This window comes from Planotetraspora kaengkrachanensis, from assembly GCF_016862895.1.
In the GTDB taxonomy this organism is placed as follows: domain Bacteria; phylum Actinomycetota; class Actinomycetes; order Streptosporangiales; family Streptosporangiaceae; genus Planotetraspora; species Planotetraspora kaengkrachanensis.
The window spans coordinates 31,366-47,703 of sequence record NZ_BONV01000059.1; the positions used below are offsets into that span (position 1 = coordinate 31,366).

The following is a 16,338-nucleotide window of genomic DNA, read 5'->3' on the forward strand; positions in this document are numbered from 1 at the left end:
CTCTCGAGGCGATTACAATGCACTCGCATCGTAAAATGCGCCATCCGGGGAATCAATCAGATGCCCAAGATCGTCGATCACGAGGCGCGGCGGCGGCACATCGTCGACGCCCTGCTCCGCATCGCGTCCAGGGACGGGCTGGACGCGGTGAGCCTGCGGGAGGTCGCGGCGGAGGCAGGCGTGTCGATGGGCATGATCCAGCACTATTTCGCCACCAAGGACCGGATGCTCATGTTCGCCCTCACCCAGCTGAACGCCAGGATCGGCGAACGGGTGGCCGCCGCCATGGACGCGCCGTCGCCACGGGCGTTCCTGCGGGCCGCGATCCTGGAGCTTCTCCCGCTCGACGACGAGCGCCGTTCGGAGGCCCGCATCGGCCTCGCCTTTCTGGCCCGATCAGTCGTCGCCGATGAGCCGGCGGATCTGCTCCGCCAGGCCCTGCCGTACGTCATCGGTTTCTATGCCGAGCAGATCCGCGCCGCGCAGGAACTCGGCCAGGTGCACGCGGACCTCGACTCGCGGATCGAGGCGGTGATCCTGTACACGATGGCCCAGGGGCTGGCGAACCCCGCCCTGATCGGCCACCTCTCTTCAGACGATGTGGTCGCGACGGTCGACTACCACCTCGACCGGCTCTTCCTCACGCCCGGGTGATCGCGTCGCGACGGCGGGACAGGAAGGCGCGCTCCGCCGCGTTGCCCGCGCAGGCGATCGCCGCCTCGTAGGCCCGCACGGCCTCCGCGTCGCGGCCCAGGCGCCGGAGCAGGTCGGCGCGTACGGCATGGAAGAGGTGGTAGCCGCCCAAGTCGAGATCGTCGACGAGGGCGAGCGCCGATCCCGGCCCGTCGATCTCGGCCACGGCGACGGCGCGGTTGAGGGCCACGACCGGCGTCGGCGTGAACGTCAGGAGCAGGTCGTACAGCTGGAGGATCTGCCGCCAGTCGGTCTCTGCGGCGGTCGCCGCGTCGCTGTGGACGGCGTTGATCGCCGCCTGGATCTGGTACGGCCCGGGCCTGTCGCGGCGCAGGCAGCGCCGGACGATCCGCCGCCCCTCCTCCGCGAGGTCGCGATCCCACAGGCTCCGGTCCTGGTCGGCAAGCAGGACCAGGTCTCCGGCCGGCGTGGTGCGGGCCTTCCCGCGCGATTGGACGAGCATCATCAGCGCGAGGAGCCCCATGACCTCCGGTTCGTCGGGCATGAGCTCGGCCAGGAGCCGTCCCAGCCGGACGGCCTCGGCACAGAGCTCCTCGCGGACCAGGCGATCGCCCGAACCGGCCGCATACCCCTCGTTGAAGATCAGGTATACGACGGCGAGCACGGCCTGGAGCCGCTCGGGCAGGTCGGCCTCCCTCGGCACCCGATAGGGGATGCGCGTGTCACGGATCTTGCCCTTGGCCCGGACCAGCCGCTGGGCCATGGTCGCCTCGGGCACCAGGAACGCGCCCGCGATCTCGGTGGTGGTCAACCCGCCCAGGAGCCGCAGCGTCAGCGCGACCTGGGCGGCCGGAGCGAGCGCGGGATGGCAGCAGGTGAAGATCAGACGCAGCCGGTCGTCGTGCAAGGGCCCCTCCTCTGCCGGGGCGTCCCGGGCGTGCAACAGGGCCGCCTGGGCATGCCTGTCCTCGCGCGACGCCTCGCGCCGCAGGCGGTCGATCGCCCGGTTGCGGGCGGTGGTGACGATCCATCCCGCGGGGCTCGCCGGCCGTCCGTCGGAGGGCCACCGCAGCAACGCCGTCGCGAACGCGTCCTGAACGGCCTCCTCGGCGATGTCGACGTCGCCGAAGGCGCGGACCAGCACGGCCACCGCCCGGCCGTACTCCCGGCGGAACACGCCCTCTATCTCCGATGTGGACACGGACGCCATGGCGGACGTCGACCCGTCCTCTCTCTTCTGCGCGGCCCGGCCCCGCTCGAGACGGCCGGCCCGATCCGGCCTCCACCGTCTACACGAACGGGATCCGCCCGGATCGACAACGCGACCCGAACTCTCGTCTCTGGGGCAGGATGTCACGCATGCTGATCCTTCTGTCCGGATTGCCGGGGACCGGGAAGAGCACGCTGGCGGACGCACTCGGCCGCGCGCTTCCGGCGGCGGTCTTCTCCGTCGATCCGATCGAGTCCGTCATGGTGGCCGCCGGGTTGCCGCGAGGATTCACCACAGGTCTCGCGGCGTACGGCGTGGCCCAGCGGCTGACCGGCGACCACCTCGCGCTCGGCCAGTCGGTGGTGGCGGACGCCGTCAACGACGTCGAGGAGGCGCGGGACGCCTGGCGCGAGATCGCCGCCCGCAACGGCGTACGGCTCCGCGTCGTCGAGTGCGTGTGCTCCGATCCGGCGCTGCACAGGGAACGCCTGGAAGCACGTGATCGCGGCCTGGCCATACCCGAGCCGACCTGGGACTCCGTACAGCGCCGGCGAGAAGGGTGGAGGCCCTGGCCCGAGCAGACCGTGGTGGCCGACTCCGCGAGGTCCCTGCCGGAGAACCTCTCCATGGTCCTCGCGGCCCACCGGCCGCCGGCCGCGACGTAGGGGCATCCGGACGTTCCCCCTATCCGGCGACATTCTTCCGTTTCGTCAGCGATCACGCTGGTAGCTTGCCGTGATGTTCTCGCTGCAGGAGCCACCGCTTTTCTCGCGGCTCAAGGCCGCACAACGCGTTCTCGTGGCGGGCGCCGGCGGTGGGTTCGACGTCTTCGCCGGCCTCCCCATCGCCCTCTCGCTGTGGGAGTCGGGCAAGCAGGTCCATCTGGCGAACCTCTCGTTCAGCGAACTGGCCGGCCTTGACCTGGACGTCTGGCTGGACGAGGACGTGGCCGCGATCACCCCGGCCACGCAGATCCGCGACTGGTACTTTCCCGAACGGTCGCTGGCCCGCTGGCTCGAGGCGAACGGCCTGCCGTCCACCGTGTACGCCTTCCCACGGGTGGGCGTCCGGCCGCTGCGGCAGGCCTATCGCACATTGGCGGAGCGGTTGGATCTCGACGCGATCGTGCTGGTCGACGGCGGCACCGACATTCTCATGCGCGGCGACGAGGCGGGGCTGGGCACTCCGGAGGAGGACATGGCGAGCCTGGCGGCGGTTCACGGCCTCGACGTCCCCGACAAGATCGTGGTCTGTCTCGGCTTCGGCGTCGACGCCTACCACGGCGTCAACCACGTCCACGTGCTGGAGAACCTGTCGGCGCTCGACCGCGACGGCGCGTATCTGGGGGCGTTCTCCATTCCCCGCAGCAGCCGGGAGGGTGCGCTCTACCTGGACGCCGTCGCCCGCGCCCAGGCCGACGTTCCTCGCCATCCGAGCATCGTCAACGGGTCGATCGCCGCGGCGATACGCGGCGAGTTCGGCGACGTGCAGTTCACTGAACGGACTCGGAACAGCGAACTGTTCGTCAATCCGCTCATGGCCCTCTACTTCGCAGTGGACGCCGACGGCCTGGCCCGCCGTTCCCTCTACCTCGACCGCCTGGAGAACACCGTCCTGATGAGGCAGATCAGCACGATCATCGACGAGTTCCGCGAGGAGCGCACCCGCCGTCCACCCAGGGCGTTTCCGCACTGACCTCCGGCCGGCGGTCCTGCTGACCTTCCACGACGGCGACAGCATCTGTCAGCAGCCGCCCTTCACCTTCCCCGGCGTACGGCTGTCGGATCTGGCGGCCCACCTTCGCGCCACGACGGACGATCTCTGGCCGGTCGTACGGCGAGCACGGCGAGGCGCACCGCTTCGCGCTGGCGCAACTGGCGGACCCGCGTTCGCTGCCGCGCTGCGCCACGGTCTGTGACCCGTTCGAGTAGCGAACGCAGAAGAGCCGGGGGGCACCACGTGGCCGGCGACCACAGGACCCCTCGACCCTTCTTCATCGCGCGCGAGCGCGGGGAGGACCGCACCGCGGCGACGGCCACCCGCCCGTCGGGGCGAGCCGGCCGGAGGACGCGCCGATCACTTGTCCGCGGGCTGGTAGATCAGGGAGAGCACACCGGTCTTGAAGGTCGTCGAAGAAGTGAGCTTCAGCGGGATCTGCTGCCCCTCCTCGAACAGCCGCTGCCCCTTGCCGACGGCGATCGGGTGGACCAGAAGACGGAGTTCGTCGAGCAGGCCGTGGCGCAACAGCGAGCGGACGAGCGTGGTGCTGCCGCTCATGCTGATGTTCTTGCCCGGCCGGTTCTTCAGCTCGGTGATCTGCTCGACCAGGTCGCCGCGGAGCAGCGTGGTGTTCTCCCAGTCCGCGGACTCGAGCGTCGTCGAGGCGACGTACTTGCTGATGTTGTTGATGAAACCGGCGAACGGGTCGTCCTCGGCGGTCTTGCCGGGCCAGTAGGCGGCCCATTCCTGGTACATGACCCGCCCCATGAGGAGCGCGTCCGACTCCTCCATCTGGGCGCCGATGGCCGCGCCCATGTCGTCGTCGAAGTAGGGGAAGTGCCACTGGTCAGGGGCCTCGACGACGCCGTCCAGCGAAATGAAGAACCCTGCGATGATCTTGCGCATGTCCGGTTTCCCGTCTCTCGTGGTGTGGCATCAGCCTTCCACCGACAACTTGTTTCGTCAAGACAGTTTTTTCATTCGGTGATGTATGTGACACAGCTCACGACGCGCTTCGAAATAAGCCCGGACGGTTCCCCTGTTTGCACGTACGTCACAGAAACGGGGAGAAGTTCCCCACTTATGTACGACAGGTAACGAAAGTTCTTACGGCAGACGACTGGGGGCACCGTGGGCAGCGTGAGCATGACCGCCGAGCGGAGCCGTGGTCCGAGGATGCGGGCGGACGCGTCACGCAACCGGGAGCGGATCGTGGCCGCCGCGCGCGAGGCGTTCGTGGAGCATGGCGCCGAGGTGACCCTCGACGAGATCGCGCGACGGGCCGGAGTGGGGAACGCCACCATCTACCGGCACTTCGCCGACCGGTCGGAACTGATCCGCCAGGTGACCCTGGAGGTCATGAACCGGATAGTGGAGCTCGCGGAGTCCTCCCTCGCCGGCGAGGGGGACGCGTTCGAGGCGCTGCGGCGCTTCGTCCACGGCGCCGCCGACGAGCGGATCGGGGCCCTGTGCCCGATCCTGTCGGACGGCTGCCGGCCGGTGGCGGAAGAGCTCGCGGACAAGCGTGACCGTCTCGAACGGGCCGTGCAGGGCATCATGGACCGCGCCCGCGAAGCGGGCTCGCTGCGCCCCGACGTCGGCCCCGGAGACATCCTGATCGCGCTGCCGCAGCTCACCCGCCCGCTGCCCGGCACCGGCTGCCTGAGCCTCGGCCGGTTCATCGATCGCCATCTCGATCTGTTCCTCGACGGGCTCCGCGCTCCTGCGCGCACTCCCCTGCCCGGTCCCGCCGCCACCTTCGAGGATCTTCGCGGCCAGAACTGACGACGCCCACACCCCATAGCCCCTTTTCCCTCACCCGCCGTTCACCTGCAATTTCGCTTTTCCTACATCGTTAGTGAGTCTCTCCATGCCTGAAACGGCCCAGGTCCAGCCGGACCCGCGGCGCTGGAAAGCCCTTGCGTTCATCGCCATCGCCCAGTTGATGGTCGTGCTCGACGGAACCATCGTGAACATCGCGTTGCCCTCCGCCCAGGCCGACCTCGGAATCTCCGACACCAACCGCCAGTGGGTCATCACGGCCTACGCGCTGGCGTTCGGCGGCCTGCTGCTCTTCGGCGGCCGCATCGCCGACCTCTGGGGGCGCAAGCGCGCCTTCACCACCGGCCTGATCGGTTTCGCCACGGCGTCGGCCATCGGGGGCGCCGCCGCCAACGAGGCGATGCTGCTCGGCGCCCGCGCGCTGCAAGGTGCGTTCGGCGCGCTGCTCGCTCCCGCCGCTCTTTCGCTGCTCGCGGTGACGTTCACCGAGGTCAGGGAACGCGCGAAGGCGTTCGGGATCTACGGCGCCATCGCCGGCGGCGGCGGCGCCCTCGGCCTGATCCTCGGCGGCTTCCTCACCGAGTACCTCGACTGGCGCTGGACGTTCTTCGTCAACATCCCCTTCGCCGTCGTCGCCGCGGCCGGCGCGTTCTTCGTCATCCGCGAGCCGGCCGGCGGCCGCAACGGCAACGGCCTGGACATCCCCGGCGTCGTCCTGGCGACCCTCGGCCTCGTCTCCCTCGTCTACGCCTTCACCCGCGCCGAGACCGACGGCTGGACCGCGGGCGCGACCATCGGCCTGTTCGTCGGGGCCGTCGTGCTGCTCGGCGCGTTCGCGCTGGTCGAGAGCAAGGTGCGGTCTCCGCTCCTGCCCCTGCGCGTGGTGACCGACCGCAACCGCGGCGGCGTCTACCTGTCGCTCGGCCTGGCCATCATCGCGATGTTCGGCCTGTTCCTCTTCCTGACCTACTACCTGCAGGTCATCAAGGGATATTCGCCGGTGCAGACGGGCTTCGCCTTCCTTCCGATGATCGCCGGAATGATCATCGGCTCCACGCAGATCGGCGCCCGCCTCATGACCCGGGTGCCGCCGCGCCTGTTGATGGCGCCGGGCTTCCTGACCGCCGCCATCGGCATGCTGATCCTGACCCAGATGCAGACCGACAGCTCCTACGCCGGGCTGGTCCTGCCCGCGCAGATCCTGCTCGGCCTCGGCATGGGCACGGCGTTCATGCCGGCGATGAGCCTCGCGACGTACGGCGTCCAGCCGCGCGACGCGGGCGTGGCCTCCGCGATGGTCAACACCTCGCAGCAGGTCGGCGGCGCGATCGGCACCGCTCTGCTCAACACCATCGCCGCGAGCGCCCTCACCGACTGGATCGCCTCGCACCAGGCCCAGGCGGCCACCCTCGGGACGGTCCGCTTCGCCAACGAGGCTGCGGTGCACGGCTACGCCACCGCGATCTGGTGGGCGGTCGGCATCCTGCTGGCGTCGGCGATCATCGCGGTCACCTTCATCAACACCGGGCGCCAGGGCTCCGTCGTGGTCTCGTCCTCGGACGACCAGGACCAGGACCAGGCGACGGTCCCGGTGATGTCGCACTGACCGGCGTCGGCCGTACATGAGTCGAGGGGCCCGGCCTGTGCCGGGCCCCTCACCCGACAACCAGGGTTCAAGCACGTGAGGGCCGCCGGGAACCGGCGGCCCTCACCGCGTCTCAGCCCAGGACGACCTCGACCGCGAGGTCCCCGCCGGTCTCGGCCAGGACGAGTTCCCCGATGACGCCGGCCACCCGCACGTCCTGCGCGCTCAACCGGACGAGATCCGCTCCCCGCCCGCCGACGGTCACGGACGCGGCCTGCGCCCGAATCGACACCTTGGCCTCGGACTTCGCCTTGCGCACGTGCCTGAGCACCTCACCGGCGGCCGACAACACGGCGGGGTCGCCCGCGCCGTGCTCCGGGGCCGGCCAGGGCGCGAGGTGGATCGAGCCCGTGCGCCACCACGACCACACTTCCTCGGTGACGAACGGCATGAACGGCGCGAACAACCGCAACAAGGTGTCGAGGGCCCGCCGCAGGGCCACGCGGGCGGACGCCGCCGGCGCGTCGGCTCCGCCGTACGCGCGCCCCTTCACCAGTTCCAGGTAGTCGTCGCAGAACATCCAGAAGAAGCGCTCGACCACCTCGATCGCCCGGGCGTGGTCGTAGGCCTCGAAGGCGTCGGTCGCCTCGCGCACGGCGTCGGCCAGTTGCGCCAGCATGGACAGGTCGACCGGCTCGGTGACCTCTCCGTCGCCCGCGCCAAGCCCGAGCACGAACCTCGAGGCGTTGAGAATCTTGATCGCCAGCCGTCGGCCGATCTTGAGCTGTCCGGCGTCGAAGGCCGTGTCCACGCCGTACCGGCCGTTGGCCGCCCAGTAACGCACCGCGTCCGAGCCGTGCTGCTCCAGCAGGTCCATCGGGGTCACGACGTTGCCCTTGGACTTCGACATCTTCTTGCGGTCGGGGTCGAGGATCCAGCCGGAGATCGCCACGTCGCTCCAGGGCGGGCGGCCGAACTCCAGGTCCGACCTGACCACCGTCGCGAAGAGCCACGTCCGGATGATCTCGTGCGACTGCGGGCGCAGGTCGGCGGGGAAGACCCGCCGGAACAGGTCGTCGTCGGTCTCCCAGCGGCCCGCGATCTGCGGGGTCAGCGACGAGGTGGCCCAGGTGTCCATCACGTCGGGGTCGGCCATGAAGCCGCCGGGCACGCCGCGCTGGTCCTCGGTATGTCCGGGCGGCACATCGGAGCTGGGATCCACCGGCAGCGCGTCCTCCGGGGGCGTGATCGGCTCGCCGTACACCGGCTCACCGGCGGCGTCGAGCCGGTACCACACCGGGAACGGCACGCCGAAGAACCGCTGCCGGGAGATGAGCCAGTCTCCCGCGAGCCCCTCGACCCAGTTCTCGTAGCGCACCCGCATGTGCGCCGGATGCCAGGCGAGCCGGCGTCCCCGGTCCAGCATCCGCTCCCGCAGGCCCGCGTCGCGTCCGCCGTTGCGGATGTACCACTGCCGGGTGGTCACGATCTCCAGCGGCCTGTCGCCGCGCTCGTAGAACTTGACCGGCCGCGACACGGGCCGCGGTTCGCCGTCGAGGTCGCCGGACCCGCGCAGCATCTCCACGATCCGCTCACGCGCGCCGTGCACGGTCCTGCCCGCCAACTCCTTGTACGGCTCGGCAGGCACGCCCTCGGGCGGGTCCGCGAGCAGCCTGCCGTCCCGGCCGACGACCGGACGGGTCGGCAGCCCGAGCTCCCGCCACCAGGTGACGTCGGCCACATCGCCGAACGTGCAGATCATCGCGATGCCGGAGCCCTTGTCCCGCTCCGCGAGGCGATGGGCGAGGACCGGCACCTCCACGTCGAACAGCGGGGTGCGCACACTCGTGCCGAACAGCGGCCGGTACCGCTCGTCGTCGGGGTGCGCGACCAGTGCGACGCAGGCGGGGATCAGCTCGGGCCGTGTCGTCTCGATCCAGACGGGCCCCCGGTCTCCGCGGAAGGAGATCCGGTGGAACGAGCCCGGCCATTCCCTGTCCTCCAGCTCGGCCTGGGCGACGGCCGTGCGGAACGTCACGTCCCACAACGTGGGAGCCTCGGCCAGGTAGGCCTCGCCGCGGGCCAGGTTGCGCAGGAAGGCCCGCTGCGAGACGGCCCGCGCCTCGTCGCTGATCGTCGTGTAGAGCAGCGACCAGTCGACCGACAGGCCGACCCGCCGCCAGACCGCCTCGAACGCCTGCTCGTCGATCGCGGTCAGCTTGTGGCACAGCTCCACGAAGTTGCGCCGCGAGATCAGCACGTCCCGCTTGCCCGGCTTGTCCGGCGGCACGAAGTCCGGGTCGTAGGGCAGCGACGGGTCGCAGCGGACGCCGTAGACGTTCTGCACGCGCCGCTCGGTGGGCAGGCCGTTGTCGTCCCACCCGATCGGATAGAAGACCGACTTGCCGTTCATCCGCTGATAACGCGCCATGAGGTCGGCGTGGGTGAAGGAGAACACGTGCCCCACGTGCAGCGAGCCGGACACAGTCGGCGGCGGGGTGTCGATCGAGTAGACCTGCTCGCGCGGCTTCGACCGGTCGAACCGATAGGTCCCCTCGGCCTCCCAGCGGGCTACCCATACCGACTCCAGGCCGTCGAGAGTGGGCTTCTCGGGCATGGAGGCGTGGAGCCGTCGCTGTTCTGTCATGCGTAAACGATAGGGCCCGGCCCGCCGTGACCCCAGCGCGTCGCGGACGCCCTGACAGACGAGTCAGGAGGGGCTCTCCGGACGGGCGCGACCCGGTGGTGGCACCGGCCCCGCCGCAGGGCGGCCCTGAGGATCGCCCCGGCCGCACGAACCCCGCGTGGTCGGCGGAATCCGCCCCGGTGCACGGCCTCGCGGATCGGTCGGGCATGATCAGCAGGACCTCTGACACGGCCCTTTCGCGCCGGTTTGATCACGAAGTGGGCACGGGCTAGATTCTCGGCGGTCGCGGAACACTTGTGGTCGGACAGCCGGGACGGAGGCCGCTGTGCGTGATGCGGTGTCAGGCAAGCGGGAACGTCAGGAGCGATTCGCCAAGGAACTGCGGGCGCTGCGAGCGGAAGCGGGCAATCCGTCGTTCCGCGTGATGGCCGCCAGGTCTCACAGCGTCAGCCACGCGACGCTGCACGAGGCGGCCAAGGGCACCCGTTTCCCCAGTTGGCTGACGACGGAGGCGTTCGTCGAAGCGTGCGGAGGAGACGTCGGCGACTGGCGGACGCGGTGGCGCGAGGCGCTGGGCGAGCCCGAGACCACTCTTGAGGTCCCTGACGCGCCGCTCGGGACCTCCGCGGTCCCGCTGGTTCCGGTGCCCCCGGGTGACGCGGTCGGAGACGCCCCAGTGGACGACTCAGCGGACAACTCAGTAGACGACTCAGTGGCGCACGACGTCCCGGCGGACGATGCCCTGACCGCGGGCCCCGCAGTGGACGACCTTCCCGCGGACGGCCCCGCGGGCCAGGGGTCCGCCGCGTCATCGGCCCCCGGCGATTCCGAACCCCCGGTGGAACCGGTCCTCGTCCGGCGGTCGTCGCGGCGGCGCCGCCGTACGGCACTGGTCGTCGCGGGGTGCGCGGCCGCGCTCACCGCCGCCGGTACGGCCGTCCATCTGCAGACGTCGCACGACCAGCGGACGCCGGTGCGCGCGAAGCCCGGCCCGCAGCCGACGGCGGCGCCGGTGTTCACCTCGGCAGAGGGGACGGTCCCGCGGATCGCGGGTGACAAGAGCGTGTTCGTCGCCGACGTCACGATTCCCGACGGCACCGTCGTGGCACCCGGACAGCAGTTCACGAAGACCTGGGAGATCGCCAACATCGGGACGGTCCCGTGGCACGGGCGCTTCCTGGAGCGCGCCCCGCTGCCCGCCGACAACGGGACGTGCTCCACGCCGGGCAAGGTCCGGATCCCGGACACCGAGCCGGGTGCGCATGTGCGCATCAGCGTGGCGGTCATGGCCCCGGACGATCCCGGCTCCTGCTGGGTCGGCTGGAAGATGGTCGACGGCGAGGACCGCCCGTTCCTGCCCGGCTCGCGGCCGATCTACTTCGTGGTCAACGTCGCCGGATGACCGGCTGTCAGAGCATGTCAGAACCTGTAAGACGCGCTACCTGACAGCGCACGCCGCCGCCCATGATGACTCCGATCTTCAACTGGCCGAAGCCGGCCGGGGAGTCCATCGCCAGAAAGGCGGCACTTTTGAAGGCAGGACGTTTCGCGAAGGGCGCGATCGTCGCGCTGCTGTGCGCTCCGGCGGTCGCCGGGATCTCGGGGACCGCCCACGCGGAATCGGCTCCGGGCTGCGCCGGCACGACGCAGATCGGTTCGACCGCCTACATCACCTCGGGCGGCACGACCTTCGCGTCCGTGAAGCAGTTCAAGGGGTGCGGCAAGAACTGGGCCTACCTGTACGTCTGGGAGGGCTACCGCAGCACGCACAGCACGTGGGACGCGTGCGTCGCGGTCGGCACCACCGGCACCCTGAACGGCACCCAGTGCAGGACCCACACGACCGAGGTCTGGTCGCTCGGCACCAACACCCTGTCGGTGTGCACCCAGGCCATCGGCTGGATCCCCGATGGGGCGAGCGCGAAGACCAGCGAGCGCTGCTGACGAGGCTCTCCGGCGCCCGGCGGTCCCCTGTGGTGGCCGCCGGGCGTCAGCGGCGAGCACGCCCGCTCCCGCGGGCGACGTTCCCCCGCGGCTGACGCCGCTCTTGTGAAAGGACCCCCCTTTTGAAGTCTGGACCTTCGCGGCTGCGCAAGATATGCGCGCCGCTGATCGGCGCGGCGGCGATGTTCGCCGCGCTGTTCGTCGCGCCGGGCGCGGCCGAGGCCGCCGTCGGCGCGCATTCCTACACGGTCACCGCGACCCTCGACGGGCGCACGGCCAAGGACCTGAGCAACCACGCGTACCCCAACAAGTACGCGAACGGCAGCACCATCACGGTCACCTGCCAGGACAGCGGGCCGGACGCCTACGGCAGCACGGTCTGGGACCGCACCTCGGACAGCCTCTGGGTCCCCGACTACTACGTGAAGACCGGGCACTCGGGCTTCACCGACGAGGTGCCGCGCTGCGTCAACGGCAACACGCCGGGCAGCGGCACCGGCCGGCCGTACACCGTCTCGGCGACCCTCGACGGGCGCACCGAGCGTGACGTCGACAACCACGCGTTCGTCAACAAGTACCCGAGCGGCGGCGTCGTCTGGATCCTGTGCCAGACGACCGGTCCCAACGCGTACGGCAGCAACCTGTGGGACCTCACCGACGACAACCTGTGGATCCCCGACTTCTACGTCAAGACCGGCTACAGCGGCCCGACGCCCCAGCTCCCGCGTTGCGGCGGCGACGAGGTCGACCCGCCGGCGACCGGCCCGCACTCGTTCCCGGTGACGGCCACGCTCGACGGCCGCAGCGTCAAGGACGTCAACAACCACGCGTCCGTCGACCGGTACTTCGAGGGCCAGTACGTCGAGATCAGCTGCCAGGACAGCGGCCCGGCCGCCTACGGCAGCACGATCTGGGACCTCACCGCCGACGGCTGGTGGATCCCCGACTTCTACGTGAGCACGGGCACCTCCGGGTACTCCCCGGTGCTCCCCCTCTGCTCCGGGGGCGGCGCCGCCGGCGGCGGCCCCATCGGCGGTCACTCGTACGTCGTGACGGCCACTCTGGACGGCCGGACGGCCAAGAGCCTGAGCAACCACGCGTTCCCGGACAAGTACCCGTCGGGCAGCACGGTGACCATCACCTGCCAGGCGTACGGCGAGTTCACCTACGGCGGCTCGGCCATCTGGGACAAGACCAGCGACGGCCTCTGGGTCGCCGACTACTACGTCAAGACGGGCACGAGCGGCTTCGTCTCCGGCATCCCGCGCTGCGACAACACGCCTCCGCCCGCCGGTGGCGACCCGTCCGGCTGGGACCCCGGATCGCCGGCTCCGCCGTCCTCCAGCCACCAGGAGAAGGTCAACGCGGCGATCGCGGCCGCCCGCGCCGAGATCACCAACCACCCGCTGTACGCGTGGGGCGGCGGTCACGGCGCCCACCCGGGCCCGACCCGCGGCTACTGCGACGGGGTCAACGGCTACGACGCCACGGGCGCGTGCGCCGCGGACAAGCGGATCGGCTTCGACTGCTCGGGGCTCATGCGCTGGGCCTTCTACCAGGCCACCGGCGTCGACATCGGCAACGTGTCCACGTACGACATGTACCGGCACCGGCCGTCCATCTTCGCCTACACGATTCACCGGGTCTCCGACCTGCAGCCGGGTGACCTGATCCTCAGCCGGCCCGACGAAAAAGGGCTGCCTGCGCACACCGTGATCGTGTCCAAGGTGAGCGGATCCACGATCACCATCATCGAGGCGCCGCGCACCATCATCCCCCTGCGGGAGACGACGTTCCCGACCGAGACCTTCATGGTCGCCTACCGCCTCGCGTAACCCTTCTGAGCGAACGGCCCCCGCACTCCGGCGAGTGCGGGGGCCTCGTCGCTTCGGTCCGTGTTCAGTCCGTCTTGCTGAACTCCGCGATCGCGATCGCGAGCAGGACGGCCCCGATGGCCGCCACGACGCCGACCTCCAGCAGAGTCGGCACCCGCCAGCTCCCCCAGGTCATGCCCGCGTCGAGCCGCTGCCGTACGGCGGGGGCCAGCGTCAGATGGGAGAACACGATGCGCCTGATGGGGTCGACCGCGTAGGCGAGCGGGTCGATCCGGTTGAGCACGCTCAGCCAGGTGGGCAGGTTCGACGCCGGGAAGACGGCGCCGGACAGGAAGTACAGGGGCAGGATCAGCATCTGGGTCAGCGCCATGAACGACTGCATCTGCTTGATCCGGGCGGACATCATCACCCCGAAGGCCGTGATGGTGAACGCCAACAACAGCTGGATCCCGAACACGCCGAGCACGAGTCCCGGCGCGTACGGCACGCCGACCAGGCCCGCGATGGCGATGACGATCACGCCCTGGAAGGCGGCCACGGTGGCCCCACCGGCGCACTTGCCGATGACGATCGAGCTGCGGCGGACCGGCGCGACGAGCATCTCGCGCAGGAAGCCGAACTCGCGGTCCCAGACGATGGAGGCCGCCGAGGCCATCGCGGTGAACAGCACGGCCATGGCGAGGATGCCCGGGTAGAGGAAGGTGCGCAGGCTCAGCCCGCCCGTGCCGCCGGAGGTCAGCTGCGACAGCCCGGTGCCCAGGACGAACAGGAAGAGGAACGGCTGCACCAGCGAGGTGAGGATCCGCAGCCGGTCGCTGAAGAACCGGATGAGCTCCCGCTGCCAGACGATCTTGATGGCGCGCAGCTCACCGGCCACGCTGCGGCTGGGTACCCGGATCCGCGACACCGGCGCGGTCTGGACGGCGGTCATCGGCGCATTCCTCTCAGCTTCGCGATGGTCTCCCGGCTGCGCTGTCCTGCGGTCGCCTCCGCGTCACGCATGGTCTTGCCGGTGTAGGACATGAAGACGTCGTCGAGGCTCGGGCGGGCCACGTTGACCGCGCGGATCGGCAGCGGAAACTCCCCGAAGAGCGTGGGGACGAACTTCTCGCCCTGCTCCACGAAGAACGTGACGGCGCCCTCCGACGCGGTCGCCTCAAGCCCGAACCGCTCGGCGAGCAGGGCGATCGCCTTCTCGTCGTCGGTGTCGATGCGGACGCGGTCCTTGCCCACGCTCGCCTTCAGCGCCTCCGGGGTGTCGAGGGCGATGATCCGGCCGTGATCCATGATCGCGATCCGGTCGCAGTTCTCCGCCTCGTCCATGTAGTGGGTCGTCAGGAAGATCGTGATGTCCTCGGCCTGCTTGAGCTCGCGGATGTAGGCCCAGATGGAGCTGCGCGTCTGGGGGTCGAGACCGACGGTCGGCTCGTCGAGGAACAACACCCGGGGCGAGTGGAGCAGGCCGCGGCCGATCTCCAGCCGCCGCTTCATCCCGCCGGAGAACGTGTTGACCTTGCTCCCGCGCCGGTCCCACAGGCCGACCATGTCGAGCACCTGCCGCAACCGGTCGCCGAGCTCGCTCTTCGGCACGCCGTACAGGCCGGCGTGCAGGCGGAGGTTCTGCTCGGCGGTCAGGTAGCCGTCCAGGGTGGTGTCCTGGAAGACCAGCCCGATGTTGCGCCGCACCTCGTCGCGTTCCCGCACGATGTCGTGCCCCGCGACGGTCGCGGTGCCTCCCGTCGGGGTCACCAGCGTGCACAACATGCTGATGGTCGTGGACTTCCCCGCGCCGTTGGGGCCGAGGAAGCCGAACGTCTCGCCGCCCTCCACCGTCAGGTCGAGTCCCCGCACCGCTTCGAATTCGCCGTAGCGCTTGGTCAGGCGGGTCGTGGCGACCGCCGTCCGTGTCATGTCATCTCCTGATTTAAGTACTCCAGGTGTAAGAATACTCTTAGTGTAGGCAAATCAGGAGCAAGGTATGAACCGCTACGCTGTGCCCATGCGACCGGCAGGCCTGCGTGAGAAGAAGAAGAGCCAGACGCGTCAACTCATCGCCGACACCGCCGCCTCACTCTTCCGGGCCCGCGGATTCGACGACGTCACGGTCGACGAGATCGCCGCGGTCGCCCAGGTGTCGAAGAAGACGGTGTTCAACCACTTCCCGACCAAGGAGGACCTCGTCTTCTACAAGGCCGAGGAGCGGGAGGCCATGTCGCTGGCCGCCGTCAGGGAGCGGGCCCCCGGGGTCTCCATCCTCGACTCGTTCAGGCAGCTGTGCCGATCGCAGACCCGGCTCGTGGCGGGCATCAGGCGGGATCAGGCGCACCCCCGCGGATTCTTCGACCTGGTGAACGCCAACCCGTCGCTGCAGCGGAAGATGTACGAGGTCAACGCGCATCTCGTGAACACCCTCGCCGAGGCCGTGGCCGCCGAGACCGACGCGGAGCCCGGCGACCCCATCCCGTCAATCGTCGCCTCCACCCTGATCGGCGCGCAGCGTGCGCTGTACCGCCGGCTCCGCGAGCGGGTGGCGTCTGGCGACGACGACGAGACGATCGAGCGCGCGCACCACGAGGACGTCCAACGGGTCTTCGACCGGCTGCGCGACGGCTTCGGGGACTACCCTTCCCGCTGATCCGGAAGGGCCGGCCGGTCCGGGTCCCAGTTCGGGTCCGGGTCCACGTCCGGGTCCGGGTCCGGTTTGGTGGTATTCGATCTTGTGGGTGCCGTCATCCAGGCGGACGCCCGAGGCGAACCAGGCCGGATCGACTTGGTCGGGCTCAACGATGACGGAGGTGTTGCCGGCCATGCACAGATCTCCGGCTCGGGCGCAGACAGGAGGTCGCCCGCGATCAGGGCGGGTTCGGATCGCGGGCAGCCGCTGCTGTGCCGTTCATGCTGTCGCGGGTCTCAGCCCGTGAGGGCGGTGGTTTCCGGGTCGCCGGCCTGGATCCCATCCGGA

Annotated in this window: 14 protein-coding genes; 9 read left to right on the forward strand and 5 right to left on the reverse strand. The window is 70.0% G+C overall.

Annotated features, from left to right (window positions below):
• Positions 1–60 precede the first annotated feature (60 nt).
• Positions 61–654 carry a TetR/AcrR family transcriptional regulator gene (locus tag Pka01_RS39165; protein ID WP_203888074.1) on the forward strand — a complete coding sequence of 198 codons (594 nt, stop codon included), beginning with the start codon at positions 61–63 and terminating at the stop codon, positions 652–654.
• Here the strand turns inward: Pka01_RS39165 and Pka01_RS39170 are convergent.
• Positions 641–1,864, reverse strand: a complete 1,224-nt coding sequence (locus Pka01_RS39170) for an RNA polymerase sigma factor (protein WP_203888075.1) — start codon at positions 1,862–1,864, stop codon at positions 641–643. The genes Pka01_RS39165 and Pka01_RS39170 overlap by 14 nt on opposite strands.
• A 149-nt stretch (positions 1,865–2,013) precedes the next feature.
• Between Pka01_RS39170 and Pka01_RS39175 the strand changes: the two genes are divergently transcribed.
• Together Pka01_RS39175 and Pka01_RS39180 are read left to right on the forward strand one after the other, a co-directional pair.
• The gene (locus Pka01_RS39175) at positions 2,014–2,529 is read left to right on the forward strand and encodes a P-loop nucleotide/nucleoside kinase family protein (protein WP_203888076.1); all 516 of its coding nucleotides are present in this window, start codon (positions 2,014–2,016) and stop codon (positions 2,527–2,529) included.
• A 73-nt stretch (positions 2,530–2,602) separates the two neighbouring features.
• Positions 2,603–3,559 carry a DUF1152 domain-containing protein gene (locus Pka01_RS39180; protein WP_239116265.1) on the forward strand — a complete coding sequence of 319 codons (957 nt, stop codon included), beginning with the start codon at positions 2,603–2,605 and terminating at the stop codon, positions 3,557–3,559.
• A gap of 381 nt (positions 3,560–3,940) precedes the next feature.
• Here the strand turns inward: Pka01_RS39180 and Pka01_RS39185 are convergent, their stop codons facing one another.
• Positions 3,941–4,489, reverse strand: a complete 549-nt coding sequence (locus Pka01_RS39185; RefSeq protein ID WP_203888077.1) for a dihydrofolate reductase family protein — start codon at positions 4,487–4,489, stop codon at positions 3,941–3,943.
• Positions 4,490–4,729: 240 nt separating this feature from the next.
• Between Pka01_RS39185 and Pka01_RS39190 the strand changes: the two genes are divergently transcribed.
• Complete coding sequence (locus Pka01_RS39190) at positions 4,730–5,368, forward strand: TetR/AcrR family transcriptional regulator (RefSeq protein ID WP_203888090.1); 639 nt, start codon at positions 4,730–4,732, stop codon at positions 5,366–5,368.
• An 85-nt stretch (positions 5,369–5,453) separates the two neighbouring features.
• Positions 5,454–6,971 (forward strand): MFS transporter, encoded by a 1,518-nt coding sequence (locus tag Pka01_RS39195; protein ID WP_203888078.1) that lies wholly within the window; start codon positions 5,454–5,456, stop codon positions 6,969–6,971.
• Positions 6,972–7,083: 112 nt separating this feature from the next.
• On the opposite strand, the gene valS is transcribed toward Pka01_RS39195, so the two are convergent.
• The gene (valS, locus tag Pka01_RS39200) at positions 7,084–9,597 is read right to left on the reverse strand and encodes a valine--tRNA ligase (RefSeq protein ID WP_203888079.1); all 2,514 of its coding nucleotides are present in this window, start codon (positions 9,595–9,597) and stop codon (positions 7,084–7,086) included.
• 325 nt (positions 9,598–9,922) lie between these two features.
• Between valS and Pka01_RS39205 the strand changes: the two genes are divergently transcribed.
• The 3 genes from Pka01_RS39205 (at position 9,923) to Pka01_RS39215 (ending at position 13,376) form a co-directional block, all read left to right on the forward strand.
• The gene (locus Pka01_RS39205) at positions 9,923–10,999 is read left to right on the forward strand and encodes an NBR1-Ig-like domain-containing protein (RefSeq protein ID WP_203888080.1); all 1,077 of its coding nucleotides are present in this window, start codon (positions 9,923–9,925) and stop codon (positions 10,997–10,999) included.
• Positions 11,000–11,061: 62 nt separating this feature from the next.
• The gene (locus tag Pka01_RS39210; protein ID WP_203888081.1) at positions 11,062–11,541 is read left to right on the forward strand and encodes a hypothetical protein; all 480 of its coding nucleotides are present in this window, start codon (positions 11,062–11,064) and stop codon (positions 11,539–11,541) included.
• Positions 11,542–11,663: 122 nt separating this feature from the next.
• Positions 11,664–13,376, forward strand: a complete 1,713-nt coding sequence (locus Pka01_RS39215) for an NlpC/P60 family protein (protein WP_203888082.1) — start codon at positions 11,664–11,666, stop codon at positions 13,374–13,376.
• Between the two features lie 64 nt (positions 13,377–13,440).
• On the opposite strand, the gene Pka01_RS39220 is transcribed toward Pka01_RS39215, so the two are convergent.
• Together Pka01_RS39220 and Pka01_RS39225 are read right to left on the reverse strand one after the other, a co-directional pair.
• The gene (locus Pka01_RS39220) at positions 13,441–14,307 is read right to left on the reverse strand and encodes an ABC transporter permease (RefSeq protein WP_203888083.1); all 867 of its coding nucleotides are present in this window, start codon (positions 14,305–14,307) and stop codon (positions 13,441–13,443) included.
• A complete protein-coding gene (locus Pka01_RS39225) occupies positions 14,304–15,287 on the reverse strand; it encodes an ATP-binding cassette domain-containing protein (protein ID WP_203888084.1) in 984 nt (327 codons plus the stop codon). Before Pka01_RS39225 ends, Pka01_RS39220 begins: the two co-directional genes overlap by 4 nt.
• An 88-nt stretch (positions 15,288–15,375) precedes the next feature.
• Between Pka01_RS39225 and Pka01_RS39230 the strand changes: the two genes are divergently transcribed.
• Positions 15,376–16,011, forward strand: coding sequence for a TetR/AcrR family transcriptional regulator (locus tag Pka01_RS39230; RefSeq protein ID WP_203888085.1), 636 nt, complete (start codon positions 15,376–15,378; stop codon positions 16,009–16,011).
• The last annotated feature ends 327 nt before the right edge of the window (positions 16,012–16,338 follow it).